This window comes from uncultured Ralstonia sp., assembly GCA_913056305.1.
In the GTDB taxonomy this organism is placed as follows: Bacteria; Pseudomonadota; Gammaproteobacteria; order Burkholderiales; family Burkholderiaceae; genus Ralstonia.
This window is the reverse complement of record CAJXMR010000011.1, coordinates 25,893-38,692: the sequence shown is the minus strand read 5'-3', so window position 1 is coordinate 38,692 and position 12,800 is coordinate 25,893. Positions and strand designations below refer to the sequence as shown.

The window sequence follows — 12,800 nt, the reverse complement described above, 5'->3', positions numbered from 1 at the left end:
GATCAACGCTTCGGCGAAAATCGAAACGGCACGACGTTGCTGTCCGTGGCAACCGGTGCGTCCGCGCCACTGGGCACTGAACGCAACCGAGCCAGCTGCACAACCTTGGGCTTGCCCTGGAAGTACCCTTCCGATAAGCCAGCCAGCATCTCGATGTCATGGGCCGCCAGGCCAATGTGCCTGGGGATCGAGTCGATCGGCATCACGTTTTCCTCGACGAGCAGATCGATCGTTCGACGCAGCAGGCGCGGCCGCTCGGGTGGCCTATCGCCGTCGCCCGGCTCGGACTTCGCGCCCCAACGGGCGGACCGACGTTTGAACAGCGACTGGGCCGCTTCTTCATCCAGAATCTTCAGCGCACGCAAACGCATCACGATCGCAGCGACGGACACACCCCATCTGCGTTTGAGCAAGAGAAGATCGTCCAGCGTCACCGGCGTGCGGACTTCATTTGCAAACGTTTCGGCCGGTAGCAGGAATGCGCCCGCAAAGCGATGGGCTTGCTGTTCCAGTTGCTTATGACGGTCACGCTCGGTCGGCCGGGGAATGAACCGATGCAGGATCAGGTGGCCAAGTTCGTGCGCCAAGTCGAAACGGCTTCGATAGCCGTTATCCTTGTCGGCCGAGAGCAATACCAGCGGGCGCCCCAGCGCATCGCTCCATGCCGACAGGCCCTCGATCTGCGAAATGCCCGTTTCCTCGCGGATCAGGACGACGCCAGCGCCTTCAATGGCCAGCGCCAGGTCGGGCACCGCCGTACGGCCGATACGCCACAGATCGCGGCATTCGCTCGCCGCCAGTTCAATCTCGTCAGGCGTGATCTCATCGGGCTCCTTGAACTGCCGGGTCGGCAAATTCAGCGCCGGGTAGTCCACGAACTCGGACAACGCGAGCGCGACGTCCTGCGCCCACTCCATGCGCGCTTCCAGCATCGCGCGCGCCGCCACGTGGGCGGACGCGTTACTGCGAAACAGCGGCAGCGACACCTTGGCCGAGGGCGCCCGCGTGAACCATTCGGGCGTGACGTTGACCACGCCGGCAAGGCGCTCCAGGGTTTCCCGTTCGGGCGCCTGATTGCCCGACCGCCATTTGCTGACCGTCGCGGGCGACACGCCGACCAGCGAGGCAAGTTGCGCTTGGCTCAAACGCCTCGCGGCAAGAATCTGACTGAGGCGCTCGCTTTCAAAGCCTTGAATACCACCGCGGCTCATGACGCGCTGCCATCGTTGCCCTGCTTCTTGATCTTCTTGAGCTTGGGCTTGGCCAGGTCGTCCTGCGCCGCCGGCTTTTGTTCGTACCGCTGCAGGAACGCATTCAGTGGTTCCTTGAACAGCCAGCCGCGCATCTCGCGGTCCGGCACCGCAATCTGGATCGACACGGGCGACTCTGGCTGGATATGCAGCGAGCCCGAGAAGCACGCCACGAAAAACGCGACCGCATCGGCAGGCGCGGTGTATTGATCGAACAGTTCCGGTTGCACCAACGGCTCAATGGCCTTGTTCGCATAGGACATCTGGCGGCGCGTGTGGCTACGTCGGCCGTTGATCCAGAAGCCGTCCGGGATGTTGAACCTGGCCAGTGTGAACACCCCGGCCCGGCCGCTGACGATGCCGTTACCGCGAATGGCGGTTGGCGAAGCCTCGCCCATTTCCAGTGCCCGATGAAACGCCTCGTTCATGTGGAAATGCCGCAGTTGACCCACGACGTGGGGCAAGTGGCCTTCGTCCATGCCTTTGGATGCGGCGTGCGCGCGCTGGGCGCCGACGGTCAAGGCTTCCTCGACGGCCATCACCAGCTCGCGCGGCAGGCTGCGCTGCAACAGGTCGGGAATTGTGTCTACGGGCGGCTGGGCCATTCGTCCTCCAAAGGTCTGATTTCGCTTTTCGGCATTTTACCACGAAAAAGTTTCGTTTAGAACAGAAAACTACGGGAATGCTTGCTTCCATGGCAAGTACAGAAGCCCTCATCTCTTGAAAAGTGTCAGAAATTCCTTCATACTTCTACCAGTTAGGAGATTCCCACCATGCAAACCCTCGCCAAACAGGTACTAGAGCACGCCGCCGGATTGCCGGAGGGCACACCCTTGGTCGCCAAGGAACTGCTCCATTTGGGAAACCGGGCGGCGATGGACCAGGTGCTGTCTCGACTCGTGCAGCGCGGCGCCCTGCTGCGCGCCGGTCGCGGCATCTATGTCCTGCCGGTGGAGAGCCGTTTTGGCTCCCGCGCCCCCTCGGCCTCCAAAATGGTCGAGGGGCTGGCCCACCAGCGCGGCGAAACCATCGTGTCGCATGGTGCGGCGGCGGCCAACGCGCTGGGCCTGACCACGCAAGTGCCCGTGCGCTCCGTCTACCTGACCTCCGGCCCCAGCCGCCGGTTGAAGCTGGGGGCCCAGACCGTCGAATTCCGGCACGCGCCGGTGTGGCAGTTGATTTTTCCTGGCCGCGCTGCCGGCGATGTCGTGCGGGCATTGGCCTGGCTGGGGCCCGAGCGCGCCGGTGAAGCGCTGCGCACGCTGCGCGCCAAACTGCCGGCGGCCGAGATGAAGGAAGTCGCATCGGCACGTGCGCGCCTGCCGACATGGATGGCAAAGGAAGTGAGCGCGCTGGTGTCGCATGGCTAAGTTCTTCGACCTGTCTGCCGATGAGCGTCTGGAAGCGCTGGCCCAGGCGGCCAACGCTTCCGGCCGCCCTCCCCACCTGCTGGAGAAGGATGTCTGGGTGGTATGGGCTCTGGGCCATCTCTTCGCTGCGCCCTACGCGTCGCATCTCATCTTCAAGGGCGGCACCTCGCTGTCGAAGGCCTACGGCGTCATCCAGCGTTTTTCCGAGGACGTGGATCTCACCTATGACATCCGCGCCATCGCCGGCGATCTGATCGGCGAGGCAGGCACGCCCCTTCCCGCCAGCAAGAGCCAGGAAAAGAAATGGAGCAAGGAGATTCGCACCCGGCTGGCTGAATGGGTGACGGACGAGGTCGTCCTGCGGCTTCAGCAGGACCTGCAGCAGCAGGGTCTGCCGGCCCAGGCCCGCGCCGAAGGCGACAAGGTGTTCATCGACTACACGCCGTTGGCTTCAGGAACGGGCTATGTGCCGCCGGCGGTCATGCTCGAATTCGGCGCGCGCTCCACCGGGGAGCCTTGCGAACCGCGCGCGGTCCGTTGCGACGCCGCCGCGCACCTCGAAGGCGTGGAATTCCCCGAAGCGACGCCGCAGGTGATGCGTGCCGAGCGGACCTTCTGGGAGAAGGCCACCGCGATCCACGTGTTTTGCGCGCAAGGTGTCTTTCGCGGTGGTGAGCGCTTTGCACGTCACTGGCACGACGTAACGCGTTTGGACGCCGCCGGCTTCGCTGACGCGGCGATCGCCGACAGGGCGCTCGCGAAGGCGGTGGCCGATCACAAGAGCATCTTCTTCGCGGAAAAAAGCCCGGACGGCGCATCGATCGACTACTACGCCGCCGTCTCGGGCGGGCTGTGCCTAGTGCCCAACGACGAGGCCTTGGCCAAGTTGGCCGCCGACTACCAACACATGGTCGACGACGGGCTGTTCCTCGATGAGGTCGAATCGTTCGACGCCCTGCTCCAGCAATGCCAGGCTATTCAGCAGAAGGCGAATGCCGTTGGAGCGAATGGGGACCTGGAGAGCCAACCGTCTGCGTGAGTCCTGGGCGAAGCAAAGCGAGCACCTGGCGGGAAGGCGCAGAGCCAGGACGTTGAGTTGGTCGCGAGGTTGTGCATTGCGTTTCGCAGCGCGCGCATCTGATCATGAATGGGGCTACGCAATTTGCGCAGTCGCGAACACATTAGGAATTCGTCAATTCAACAGGGGGCGTAATGCTGCAGCGAATGACACCAAAAGACTATTCGGAGTTCTGGGAGCGTGAATCGTCCCAATTCTCCAGTGACAATATCTATGCACATCTCAGCCAGATTGTTCCCACCGAAGCGACCTTGGAAGTGGGTTGCGGCGCAGGATGGAGTACGTTGAGTCTTGCGACAAATCGGCCTGTCTTGGCGATCGACAACAACGCCTATTTGATTGGCCTCGCTCGATCCCGATTGAACACCCACGGAGTGACTGCGCAGATCATCCAGTCTGACTTGTTCGAGCCGTCCGAGGACCTGCTCAAGGCGATCGAGGCATTCCAGCCGAAGGTCGTGGTCGGATGGTTCATCGGCTCCCATCCTGACGACAATGACAAGCGTACTCCGGCCGACCTGCGCATCGACGAAAAGCCCAAGGTCTACCGAGAAAATGTCGAGGATCGACTAGTTGCGCTGCCGCTCTGCCCTCCATCCGTGGAGTGGGTCCACACCGTGCAACGCGGTGCCGCTCCACCCGGGGTTAGCGAGGCTCAAATCAAGGATGAGTTGGCGAAAGAATACGAAACGTACATGTTCAACAACTCAGGATTTACCGTGACGGACGTACAGGTGCTGGACTGGAATCAAGGGGCAACCCCATTCCCCTATGTTCAGACCGTGAGACCGGACCTGCCCGCCGGCAAGCCCAAGCCCGTGATCATCTCCATCCTGGCTCGTCGAATGGCCAACGTGTAGGGTTCGCCGCCCCCGCCTCAACGTAAAAGCGCGATTGAGGGTGTGCAGTGGATTTCCCCTTCGGTTTCAGCGCATATTTGATAGGACGGGCATATTTACAGTGCAGTAAATATGCCCTTTACGCGCCGCCACAGGCCGGCGCGTCGCGGTAGCGACGATTGCTCGAACTAACAGCTAGGACGCACCCCCTTTGACACCCCTCCCCCGTTTGAACTCGCGATCCCCTGCGATAAACGCTTCCAGCATGTGAGGAATCAGCGTGGTCGCATCGACCGCTTCGCCGTATGCCTGCGCATGCAGTGCGGCGTAGCGGTCCAGATCGGCCTTCAGCGCGGCAGGACACGCGAAGGTCAGCTTGACGCTTTCGGTTTTCGGCAGCGGCCCCAGTCGCAGCTTGCGGGTCGTGCTCATTGCGAAGCCCTCCGATTAAAGAACAGCGGCTGGTACGGCCGCAGTACCAGGTCGCGGTTAACGATGATGCGCACCGGCAAGCCCGGTCGTTCGGTCAGTGTGGGCTGGATGTTGAGGTTGCGTCGGGTCATCTCCTGCCCGGCCTGATTCACGCTGTCCTGCAGGCTGTCTCGCCCGGCGACGATGATGCGATCACCATTGCGGTTCTCCGGCGCGGCCAACTCGGCGCCGACGCCCAGCAGCGTCGTCAGCGCCGCGCCTGCAACGATGCGATCCCAATGCCAATCGACGCCATCCTCCAGGCCGGCGTAGCCGGCCGGGTCGGTGCCGGCAAGGTTGTCCAGCGTCAGGGAAGACGTGTCCGGCAGGATGATGCGATTCCACACTACTTGCACGCGGCTTTGCCCGTAGGCGACCTGGCTGTTGTACTTGCCAAAGATGCGCGACCCCTGCGGGATCAGCAGATAGCGGCCGGTCGCGGTGTCGTACACCGGCTCCGTCACTGTGCCAATCACGTCGCCCGGCAAGTCCGACTTGATGCCTGTCACCAGCGCCGCCGCGATCACTGTCCCCGCCATCACCTGATACGGCGAGGTCGGCATTTGCAGGTTGCCGGAATTACGGGTTTCGATGGTTCCGGCTTTCTGGAACGCCTCTTTCTGGTCTTGCCGGTTCTGCACAGCGGTTGGGTCGGCAGGCTGCGCCGCTGTCGAGGCCGGCCCCGCGGCCTGCGGATCGAAGCCCGCCAAGCCAGATGTCGGACCGGCAGCAGCCACCTGCGCCGGTGCGGTTGCGGCGTGCTGGTTGCTGGAGCGGAAGAACACCGTCGATCCCGCAGCCGCTTCCGCCTCCTTGCGCCGTGCGTCACGCTCGGCCGCGCCGGGGTCTTGGCCGGGCGGCGTGTAGCTGGCCACCGCCGGTTGTGACTTCACGATTGCCGGCCCCAGGTCGCCGGGCAACGGCGGCCCCAGCTCTGGCACCTTGGGCGGTAGCTTGGAGTAGTCGGCGGGAAGCTGGTCCAGTCCTTCGGAGCGCGAGACGCGATCCACGTTGTAAAGCTCGGCCGGTTCGTTGCCGCCGCGCCGATGCGCCGGCTGCAACGACCACATGGTTGCGCCCAGCACAGCGACGCCGAGGCCGCCGGTCAGCATCGCCAGCGTGCGGCGATTGAGCCGCGTTACCGGGCGCGGCTGCGCACGCAGCGCCACGTTCTCAGGCGCGACCTTTGGCGCAGCGTCGGGAATGGGCACGTCCGGGGTGTCGTCCTGGCTCATGGTCATTTCCCCTTCGTACCGTCCGTGCGCTCGATGCGCACCACGTCGCCCTTATCGCCGCCCAGGCGCAGTTCGGCTGCGCCGAACAGCCGGTCCACGATGTAGTACGGGGCACGGAAGCGGTAGTTCACCAGTTGCCCGTCACCCTGCGCGCCGATGACGAACAGCGGAGGCAGCTCGCCTTGCGCGATGCCAGGAGGGAACTGGATGTAGACCTTCTCGCCGTCGTCGAAAGCGCGCAGCGGCTTCCAAGGCGGATTGCTGCCGCTGACCGCGTAGCGAAAGCGGATCTTCTCCAGCGATAGGCCAGTATCGACCGGCGCTGCCGCTTGCGCGGCCTGATCCTGACGCTGCAAGGCAAGCATCTGGTCTTTCGGATACTCCCATGACACTGACGCCATCCACGCCTTGTCAGTCGATGTCAGCTCGATCAGGTAAGTGCGCCGGCTGGTGGTGATGACCAGATTCGTCTTGAGGCCCGAGCGGATCGGCTTGACCAACACGCTGACACGCAGCGAGTTGCCGGCGCCGCTGGACGTGTCGCCGACAATCCAGCGTACCGTATCGCCGGCGGCGACCGTCACCAACTCCTCGCCGGGTTGGAGCGAAATCACCGTGACGCGCCCCGGCGCCGCATAGACCTGGTACAGCGCGCCATCGGTGAAGGGCCAGACCTGGATCGCATTGACATAGCCCTCGCGCGTGGGTGCCATGCGCGCTTCGGCGTTCGCACGCGATACGCGCAAGGTTTCGTCGGCAGGCTCCGGCGCTGGCTTGGCCTCATCCACTTCCGGCAGCGGCTTCATCTGCGCCGGCATCGGCAACACCTTCGGCACCGCCACCACTTCAACAGGCTTCGGCGGTTCGGGCAGCGGTTGTGCCTGCACCGGCTCGTCGAGAGAAATGCGCGGTGGTGGCTTGCCCTGCGAGGCGCAGCCCGACAGGGCCGCCAAGGTCAGCACGAAAGCGTAAAAGCGGAAAGACTGGTTCATGGCTTGGCTCCTTCGGACGCATCGAGTTCACGGCTCCACGACAGGCCGTTGACGTAGATACCCAGCGGGTTCTTGCGCAGGCGTTGCTCGGTGCGCGGGGTTTGCAGGACGATGGAGACCACTGCGTTCCAGCGTTCGGCACCGGCCGGCGCGCCGTTGACAAATCGCTGCTCGGTCCAGCGCACATTGAACGACGAGTCGCTGGCACGAACGACGCTGGTGATCTGCACCGTCACCGACTCCTTGCCGACGCGCGCAAACGGGTCATTGGTGCGCGCGTAGTCGTTGAGCACGGCCGCGCCTCGGTCGGTGGTGTAGTCGTAGGCGTCGAGCCAGTTCTGCCGCACCACGATCGGGTCGATGGACAGCGAGCGAACCAGCGTGATGAAGTGCGCGAGGTGGTAGGCGATCTGCGCATCGGCCGGCCGGTACGGCGTGGCGGCTTCGCCGACCGCGCGCACCTGACCGGACTTGTCCACCTCCACTACATAGGGCGTCACGATGGATTGCGCCGAACGCCACACCAGACCGCCGGCCATCAGCAGCGCGAGCACGAGGCAGCCGAAGGCCATCAGCCGCCAGTTCTTCGCCTGCACACGGGCCGAGCCGATGCGCTCGTCCCACGCCTGCGCGGCGGATTGATACGGAGTGGCAGGCTGCGGCGTATCGGCATAGCGCACCTGCGGTCGCTTGAATCGCATAGGTCGTTCTCCTCAAGAATCGGAATCGCCCAGGCTTGGGCCTTGCGCCGAGCCACCGCCGTCTCCGCCGCGCAGCGTGTGCGCGGCGGTGGTCGCGGCATGGGCGATTTGCCGGCGACGATGCAGGCGCTTGGCCCAAGCAGGTTGCTTTTGATCGGCAGCAGCCGAGGACGGGCCGGTTTCGGATGCGCTCGCTTCGGCAGACCCGCCAGCAGCCGCGCCACCCTCGCCACGGAATGCACCGGCAACTCGCTCGCCGAATGCGCGTGCGCCGGCGGCGACTTTCTGCCCGGCGGCCTGTGCGCCAGTCCTTGCGACGTTGCCTACACCGGCGGCAGCGCCCTTTAAGCCACCACCCGCAGCAGCGGAACCGGCCTGGAACGCCGACCGCGCGCTGCTGGCAGTTGAGGCGGCGGCACGCGCGCCGCTACCAATCGCGCCAGCGGCGGCGGGTGCCATGCGCGCCCCGGCCGCGACCGCACCACCAACGCCAGTGGCCGCCGCACCGATGGCAACGGCAGTTCCCGCCGCGCCCAAGGCCGCACCAGCCATCGCACCAGCGCCGAGTTGTGGGCCGCCAGAAATCAACCCTGTGGCGATGCCCGGCCCGAAGATGCCGAGCGCCAGCATGGCGAGCGAGGCCAGCATCACGACCAGCGCGTGGTCGATAGAAGGTTCGTCGGGCGTAACCTGGAACTCGGCGAACAAGCCCGTGCCAATGCCGACAATGACCGCCAGCACCAATACCTTGATGCCCGACGACACCACGTTGCCGAGCACCTTTTCCGCGAGGAACGCGGTCTTGTTCCAGAGGGCGAACGGCACCAGCACGAAGCCGGCGAGCGTGGTCAGCTTGAACTCGATCAGCGTGATGAAAAGCTGCACCGCCAGCACGAAGAAGCAGACGATGACGGTGAACCACGCGAGGAACATCACGACGATGGGCGTGATGTTGATGAACACCTCGGGGAAGCCGGCCATCTCGCTGATCTGGTCGAGGATCGGCGCCGCCGCGTCGATGCCGGTCTTGGCGAGATGCCCCGGTTGCAGGAACGTCTCCATGCTCACGGCCGAGCCAGTGGCCGTCAGGCCCAGGCCGGCGAACGAGCGGAACACGATGCCGGCCAGCATGTTGAAGTTGCCGATGATGTAGGCGAAGGCGCCGACGTAGAGCACCTTGCGGATGAGCTTCGCCATCACGTCTTCGCCCTGGCCGGTGGCGTGACCGAGCGCCCAATACAGCCCGGCAAGCGTCATGTCGATCGCCACCAGCGTCGCGGTCAGGAACGCAACCTCGCCACGCAGCAGGCCGAAGCCGGAGTCGATGTAGTTGGAAAAGACGTTGAGGAAGTGGTCGATGATTGAGACGTCGTTCATGGCTCTGCCTCCAACGGCGCGTCTGGCCCGTCGAAGCTGGCCGGGATCGGCGGCAGGTCGGCCAGCGTTTGGTATTCATCGGGCCCGGCGCGCCCGGAGAGGAAGCGGCGCAGGTCGGCTTGTGCGACCTGCGCGCAGAACGCGCCGCCATGCTCGCCACGCCGGCACTGCGCAAGCAGCGTGTGCAGCCGAGTTGGGTCGGTGGCCAGTGCATCGACCGACAGCGCGTGTGGCCGGTCGCAGCCAGCGAGCAGGCACGTGATGGCGAACAGGACGGACGCGCGTTTCATGGCTGTGCCCGTCAGTTGCCGTAGAAGGTCACGGGCTGCGGCGTATACGCCGTGCCGGTGCCGAGGAAGCGCCGCGTCACCTCGCGGCCGCGCTCGACGGCGGCGGCCTGGCGTGCCAGTTCCAGCGACGTGGCGCGCCCCTGCGTAAGCTGAAGCTGCTGCGTCTGGATGGACTGCTTGGCCTGCAAGGCGAGAAGCTGATTCGTCGCTTGCATGGCCTGCAAGGCGCCCGTGGCCGACTGGCTCTGGCCGACGAGATCGGTCAGCGTGCTTTCGTCTGCGGTCACGTTCTGCGACACCTGCGCTTGCATCCGCATCGAGGTCTGCAAGCCTTCGAGCGTGTTCTGCCAACGCTGATGCGCGTCCTGGTACATCTGGTTGCCGCTGACGGTGGCGGCGTACTGCTCCGGGTACAGGCGCGCGAACTGTTGATCCATGCTCTGCACCTGGAACGCCAACCCTTGCGCCTGCGCGATGAGCTGCTGGGTGGTCGCCAGGTTCGTGCGCAACTGGCTGACCACGTTGAACGGCAGACTCTCCAGGTTGCGCGCTTGATTTATCAGCGACTGCGCTTGATTCTGGAGTTCCCTGACCTGGTTGTTGATCTGCTCCAGCGTACGCGCGGCGGTCATCGTGTTCTGCACGAGGTTGGTCGCGTCGATGACGGCCCATTGCGCGTGCGCAGCAGGCATGGCGCCGACGAACGCAGCGACAGCGAGGGCGAGAAGGCGAATCTTCATGGCGAAATCTCCTGTGGTTGTGAAGCGAGGAAGGACGCGGCGGATGGCGCGGACGGCAGCAGGTCGGCCGCCCAATCGAGGCCGCGGTGGCGCAGCCAGGCGCCGGCGAAGCCCGGTGCTCCGGCGTCGTTCAGCACGCGGTCGATGGCGCGCTGGTCTTGGGGTGTCGAAGCGCCTGCGAACGCGAGCGCGACCGGCCCCAGGTCGAGGTCGAACAGGCGATTGCCTGCGCGGGATTGGTAGTAGTAGTCGCGCTTGGGCTGCGCGGTGGCGACGATCTCGATTTGCCGGCTGTTGAGGCCGAAGCCTTCGTAGATCGTGCGAATCTGCGGCTCGGTGGCCTGCGGGTTCGCGAGGAAGATCCGGCTGGCGCAACTCTCGATGATTGCGGGCGCGATGCTCGAATCCTTGATGTCGGCGAGCGACTGCGTGGCGAAGATGACGCTGACGTTCTTCTTGCGCAGCGTCTTGAGCCACTGGCGGATGCGCGCTGCAAACACCGGGTCATCCAGGAACAGCCAGGACTCGTCGAGGATCAGCAGCGTCGGTGCGCCGTCGAAACGCTCCTCGAAGCGCGCGAACAGATAGCCCAGCACGGCCAGCACTGCGGCCTTGCTGTGCATCAGTTCTTCCATCTCGAAGCACTGCACGTCGGCCGCGCCCAGCCGGTCGTGATCGGCGTCGAGCAGCTTGCCGTGCGCACCGCCAAGCACATACGGCGCAAGCGCCTGGCGCAGCGCGTTCGACTGCAACAGTACCGACAGGCCCGTGAGCGTGCGCTGTTCGACCGGCGCGCCGGCAAGGCTGCCGAGCGCCGACCAAATGGCCGCCTTCTCGTCGGGGCCGACGGCGACGCCTTCATGTTGCAGGCGACCTTCAACCCATTCGGCGGCCCAGGTGCGGTAGCTCTCTTGGTCGATGCGCGCGAGCGGTTGGAACGCGATCGCGCCATCGGCACCCAGGTCATAGTATTCGCCGCCCAGGCCCAGCGCGGTCGCCCGCATCGAGCGTCCCATGTCGAAGGCGAAGATGCGGGAGCCGGGATAGCGGCGGAATTGCATCGCCAGCGTGGCGAGCAGGACGGACTTGCCCATGCCGGTCGGGCCGGCGACCAGCGTGTGGCCCACGTCGCCGATGTGTGTCACCAGCCGAAACGGCGTGGCGCCTTCGGTGCGGGTGACGATCAGCGGCGGGCCGTCAAGGTGGTCGTTCTTCTCCGGTCCAGCCCACACCGCTGATACCGGCATCAGGTGCGCGAGGTTCAGCGTCGAGACGATGGGCTGGCGCACGTTGGCGTAGGTATTGCCCGGCACCGACGACAGCCACGCCTCCACGGAATTGAGGGTTTCGGGGATGGTCACGAAGCCCCGACCCTGAATCACGCGCTCCACCATGCGCAGTTTCTCGTCGGCCGTGTCGGCATCGGCATCGAGCACCGTCACGGTCGCCGTGACGTAGCCGAAGGCGACTTGATCGCTGCCCAGCTCCTGCAGGGCCGCATCGGCGTCGGCCGCCTTGTTGCTCGCGTCGGTATCGACCAGCGGGCTCTCTTGCTGGAAGATCGTTTCGCGCAGCAGCGCCAGGACGTTCTTGCGCTTGGCGAACCACTGGCGTCGCAGGCGGACCAGCTCCTTCTCGGCCTCTGCCTTATCCATGCAGAGAAAGCGCGTGCTCCAGCGATACGCGAAGCCAAGCCGGTTGAGGTCGTCCAGAATCCCCGGCCAGGTCGAGGTCGGAAAGCCGCGCACCGTCACGACGCGCAGGTGCGCATCTCCAAGCATCGGCGCGAGGCCGCCGATCAGCGGCGCGTCCGCCAGCAATGCGTCGAGGTGGAACGGCACGTCCGGCACGCCGATGCGGTAGCGCCGCGTCGAGACAGTCGCGTGCAGGTAAGTCAGTGTTTCGGCGTCGTCGAGCCAGTCGATTTCGGGCATCACGCCATCGAGCAGGTCGAAGATGCGCCCGGTTTCCGCGACGAATGCAGTCAGGCGTTCGCGCCAATCCACACCTGCGCTTGGCGTGTTCTCGTACAGCAGCTTGGCGGCACGAGCCCGAGATTCCTCCGGCGGCAGGTATTGCAGCGTGAGGTGATAGCCGCTCTCGAAGTGGTTGCCGGATTCCTCGAAGGTTGCGCGCCGTTCCTCGTCCACCAGCCACGACAGCGGCTCGGGGAAATCCGAATGCGGATAGTCCGCTGCCGGCCGGCGCTCGGCTTCGACGAACAGCGCCCAGCCGACACCGAGACGGCGCAGTGCATTGTTCAAGCGCGCGGTCGTGGCGACCAGCTCGCCTTGTGTCGCGCTATCGAGGTCAGGCCCGCGAAAACGTGCAGTGCGCTGAAAGCTGCCATCCTTGTTCAGCACGACGCCGGGCGCGACCAGCCCGGCCCACGGCAGCCAATCGGCGAGCAAAGCCGGACGCTGGCGGTATTCGGCGAGGTTGAGCATCGTGGCGTCC

At 65.0% G+C, this 12,800-nt stretch carries 13 protein-coding genes; 3 read left to right on the top strand and 10 right to left on the bottom strand.

What is annotated here, in order from left to right; genetic code table 11:
* Positions 1-2: 2 nt before the first annotated feature.
* Together QZ609_RS03720 and QZ609_RS03715 are read right to left on the bottom strand one after the other, a co-directional pair.
* The gene (locus QZ609_RS03720) at positions 3-1,211 is read right to left on the bottom strand and encodes an XRE family transcriptional regulator (protein ID WP_017514518.1); all 1,209 of its coding nucleotides are present in this window, start codon (positions 1,209-1,211) and stop codon (positions 3-5) included.
* Positions 1,208-1,855, bottom strand: a complete 648-nt coding sequence (locus QZ609_RS03715; protein WP_017514519.1) for a hypothetical protein — start codon at positions 1,853-1,855, stop codon at positions 1,208-1,210. The genes QZ609_RS03720 and QZ609_RS03715 overlap by 4 nt, the downstream gene beginning before the upstream one ends.
* A 168-nt stretch (positions 1,856-2,023) precedes the next feature.
* On the opposite strand from QZ609_RS03715, the gene QZ609_RS03710 reads away from it, so the two are divergent.
* The 3 genes from QZ609_RS03710 to QZ609_RS03700 all read left to right on the top strand — a co-directional run bounded on the left by QZ609_RS03710 (position 2,024) and on the right by QZ609_RS03700 (position 4,558).
* On the top strand, positions 2,024-2,620 hold the full coding sequence (locus QZ609_RS03710) for a DUF6088 family protein (protein ID WP_017514520.1): 597 nt from the start codon (positions 2,024-2,026) through the stop codon (positions 2,618-2,620).
* Positions 2,613-3,659, top strand: coding sequence for a nucleotidyl transferase AbiEii/AbiGii toxin family protein (locus QZ609_RS03705; RefSeq protein WP_024569777.1), 1,047 nt, complete (start codon positions 2,613-2,615; stop codon positions 3,657-3,659). The genes QZ609_RS03710 and QZ609_RS03705 overlap by 8 nt, the downstream gene beginning before the upstream one ends.
* Positions 3,660-3,832: 173 nt before the next feature.
* Positions 3,833-4,558: a class I SAM-dependent methyltransferase gene (locus QZ609_RS03700; protein WP_024569778.1), complete on the top strand. Its 726-nt coding sequence runs from the start codon at positions 3,833-3,835 to the stop codon at positions 4,556-4,558.
* Positions 4,559-4,732: 174 nt separating this feature from the next.
* Here the strand turns inward: QZ609_RS03700 and QZ609_RS03695 are convergent, their stop codons facing one another.
* The 8 genes from QZ609_RS03695 to trbE are packed head-to-tail and all read right to left on the bottom strand — an operon-like array spanning position 4,733 to position 12,790.
* The gene (locus QZ609_RS03695; protein WP_024569779.1) at positions 4,733-4,969 is read right to left on the bottom strand and encodes a DUF2274 domain-containing protein; all 237 of its coding nucleotides are present in this window, start codon (positions 4,967-4,969) and stop codon (positions 4,733-4,735) included.
* Entirely contained in the window at positions 4,966-6,243 is a 1,278-nt protein-coding gene (locus QZ609_RS03690) for a TrbI/VirB10 family protein (protein WP_017514535.1), read from the bottom strand. Before QZ609_RS03690 ends, QZ609_RS03695 begins: the two co-directional genes overlap by 4 nt.
* A gap of 2 nt (positions 6,244-6,245) precedes the next feature.
* A complete protein-coding gene (gene trbG / locus QZ609_RS03685) occupies positions 6,246-7,235 on the bottom strand; it encodes a P-type conjugative transfer protein TrbG (protein WP_017514534.1) in 990 nt (329 codons plus the stop codon).
* Positions 7,232-7,936: a conjugal transfer protein TrbF gene (gene trbF / locus QZ609_RS03680; protein ID WP_005413072.1), complete on the bottom strand. Its 705-nt coding sequence runs from the start codon at positions 7,934-7,936 to the stop codon at positions 7,232-7,234. The genes trbG and trbF overlap by 4 nt, the downstream gene beginning before the upstream one ends.
* Positions 7,937-7,948: 12 nt before the next feature.
* Positions 7,949-9,313, bottom strand: coding sequence for a P-type conjugative transfer protein TrbL (trbL, locus tag QZ609_RS03675; RefSeq protein WP_024569780.1), 1,365 nt, complete (start codon positions 9,311-9,313; stop codon positions 7,949-7,951).
* The gene (locus QZ609_RS03670; RefSeq protein WP_017515260.1) at positions 9,310-9,603 is read right to left on the bottom strand and encodes a hypothetical protein; all 294 of its coding nucleotides are present in this window, start codon (positions 9,601-9,603) and stop codon (positions 9,310-9,312) included. Before QZ609_RS03670 ends, trbL begins: the two co-directional genes overlap by 4 nt.
* Before the next feature lie 11 nt (positions 9,604-9,614).
* Positions 9,615-10,343: a P-type conjugative transfer protein TrbJ gene (gene trbJ / locus QZ609_RS03665; RefSeq protein ID WP_064496229.1), complete on the bottom strand. Its 729-nt coding sequence runs from the start codon at positions 10,341-10,343 to the stop codon at positions 9,615-9,617.
* The gene (trbE, locus tag QZ609_RS03660) at positions 10,340-12,790 is read right to left on the bottom strand and encodes a conjugal transfer protein TrbE (protein ID WP_024569781.1); all 2,451 of its coding nucleotides are present in this window, start codon (positions 12,788-12,790) and stop codon (positions 10,340-10,342) included. Before trbE ends, trbJ begins: the two co-directional genes overlap by 4 nt.
* Positions 12,791-12,800 lie beyond the last annotated feature (10 nt).

Coding starts and splice junctions, on each gene's coding strand:
- QZ609_RS03720 (WP_017514518.1), bottom strand. CDS start 1,211: ATGAGCCGCGGTGGTATTCAAGGCTTTGAAAGCGAGCGCCTCAGTCAG.
- QZ609_RS03715 (WP_017514519.1), bottom strand. CDS start 1,855: ATGGCCCAGCCGCCCGTAGACACAATTCCCGACCTGTTGCAGCGCAGC.
- QZ609_RS03710 (WP_017514520.1), top strand. CDS start 2,024: ATGCAAACCCTCGCCAAACAGGTACTAGAGCACGCCGCCGGATTGCCG.
- QZ609_RS03705 (WP_024569777.1), top strand. CDS start 2,613: ATGGCTAAGTTCTTCGACCTGTCTGCCGATGAGCGTCTGGAAGCGCTG.
- QZ609_RS03700 (WP_024569778.1), top strand. CDS start 3,833: ATGCTGCAGCGAATGACACCAAAAGACTATTCGGAGTTCTGGGAGCGT.
- QZ609_RS03695 (WP_024569779.1), bottom strand. CDS start 4,969: ATGAGCACGACCCGCAAGCTGCGACTGGGGCCGCTGCCGAAAACCGAA.
- QZ609_RS03690 (WP_017514535.1), bottom strand. CDS start 6,243: ATGAGCCAGGACGACACCCCGGACGTGCCCATTCCCGACGCTGCGCCA.
- trbG (WP_017514534.1), bottom strand. CDS start 7,235: ATGAACCAGTCTTTCCGCTTTTACGCTTTCGTGCTGACCTTGGCGGCC.
- trbF (WP_005413072.1), bottom strand. CDS start 7,936: ATGCGATTCAAGCGACCGCAGGTGCGCTATGCCGATACGCCGCAGCCT.
- trbL (WP_024569780.1), bottom strand. CDS start 9,313: ATGAACGACGTCTCAATCATCGACCACTTCCTCAACGTCTTTTCCAAC.
- QZ609_RS03670 (WP_017515260.1), bottom strand. CDS start 9,603: ATGAAACGCGCGTCCGTCCTGTTCGCCATCACGTGCCTGCTCGCTGGC.
- trbJ (WP_064496229.1), bottom strand. CDS start 10,343: ATGAAGATTCGCCTTCTCGCCCTCGCTGTCGCTGCGTTCGTCGGCGCC.
- trbE (WP_024569781.1), bottom strand. CDS start 12,790: ATGCTCAACCTCGCCGAATACCGCCAGCGTCCGGCTTTGCTCGCCGAT.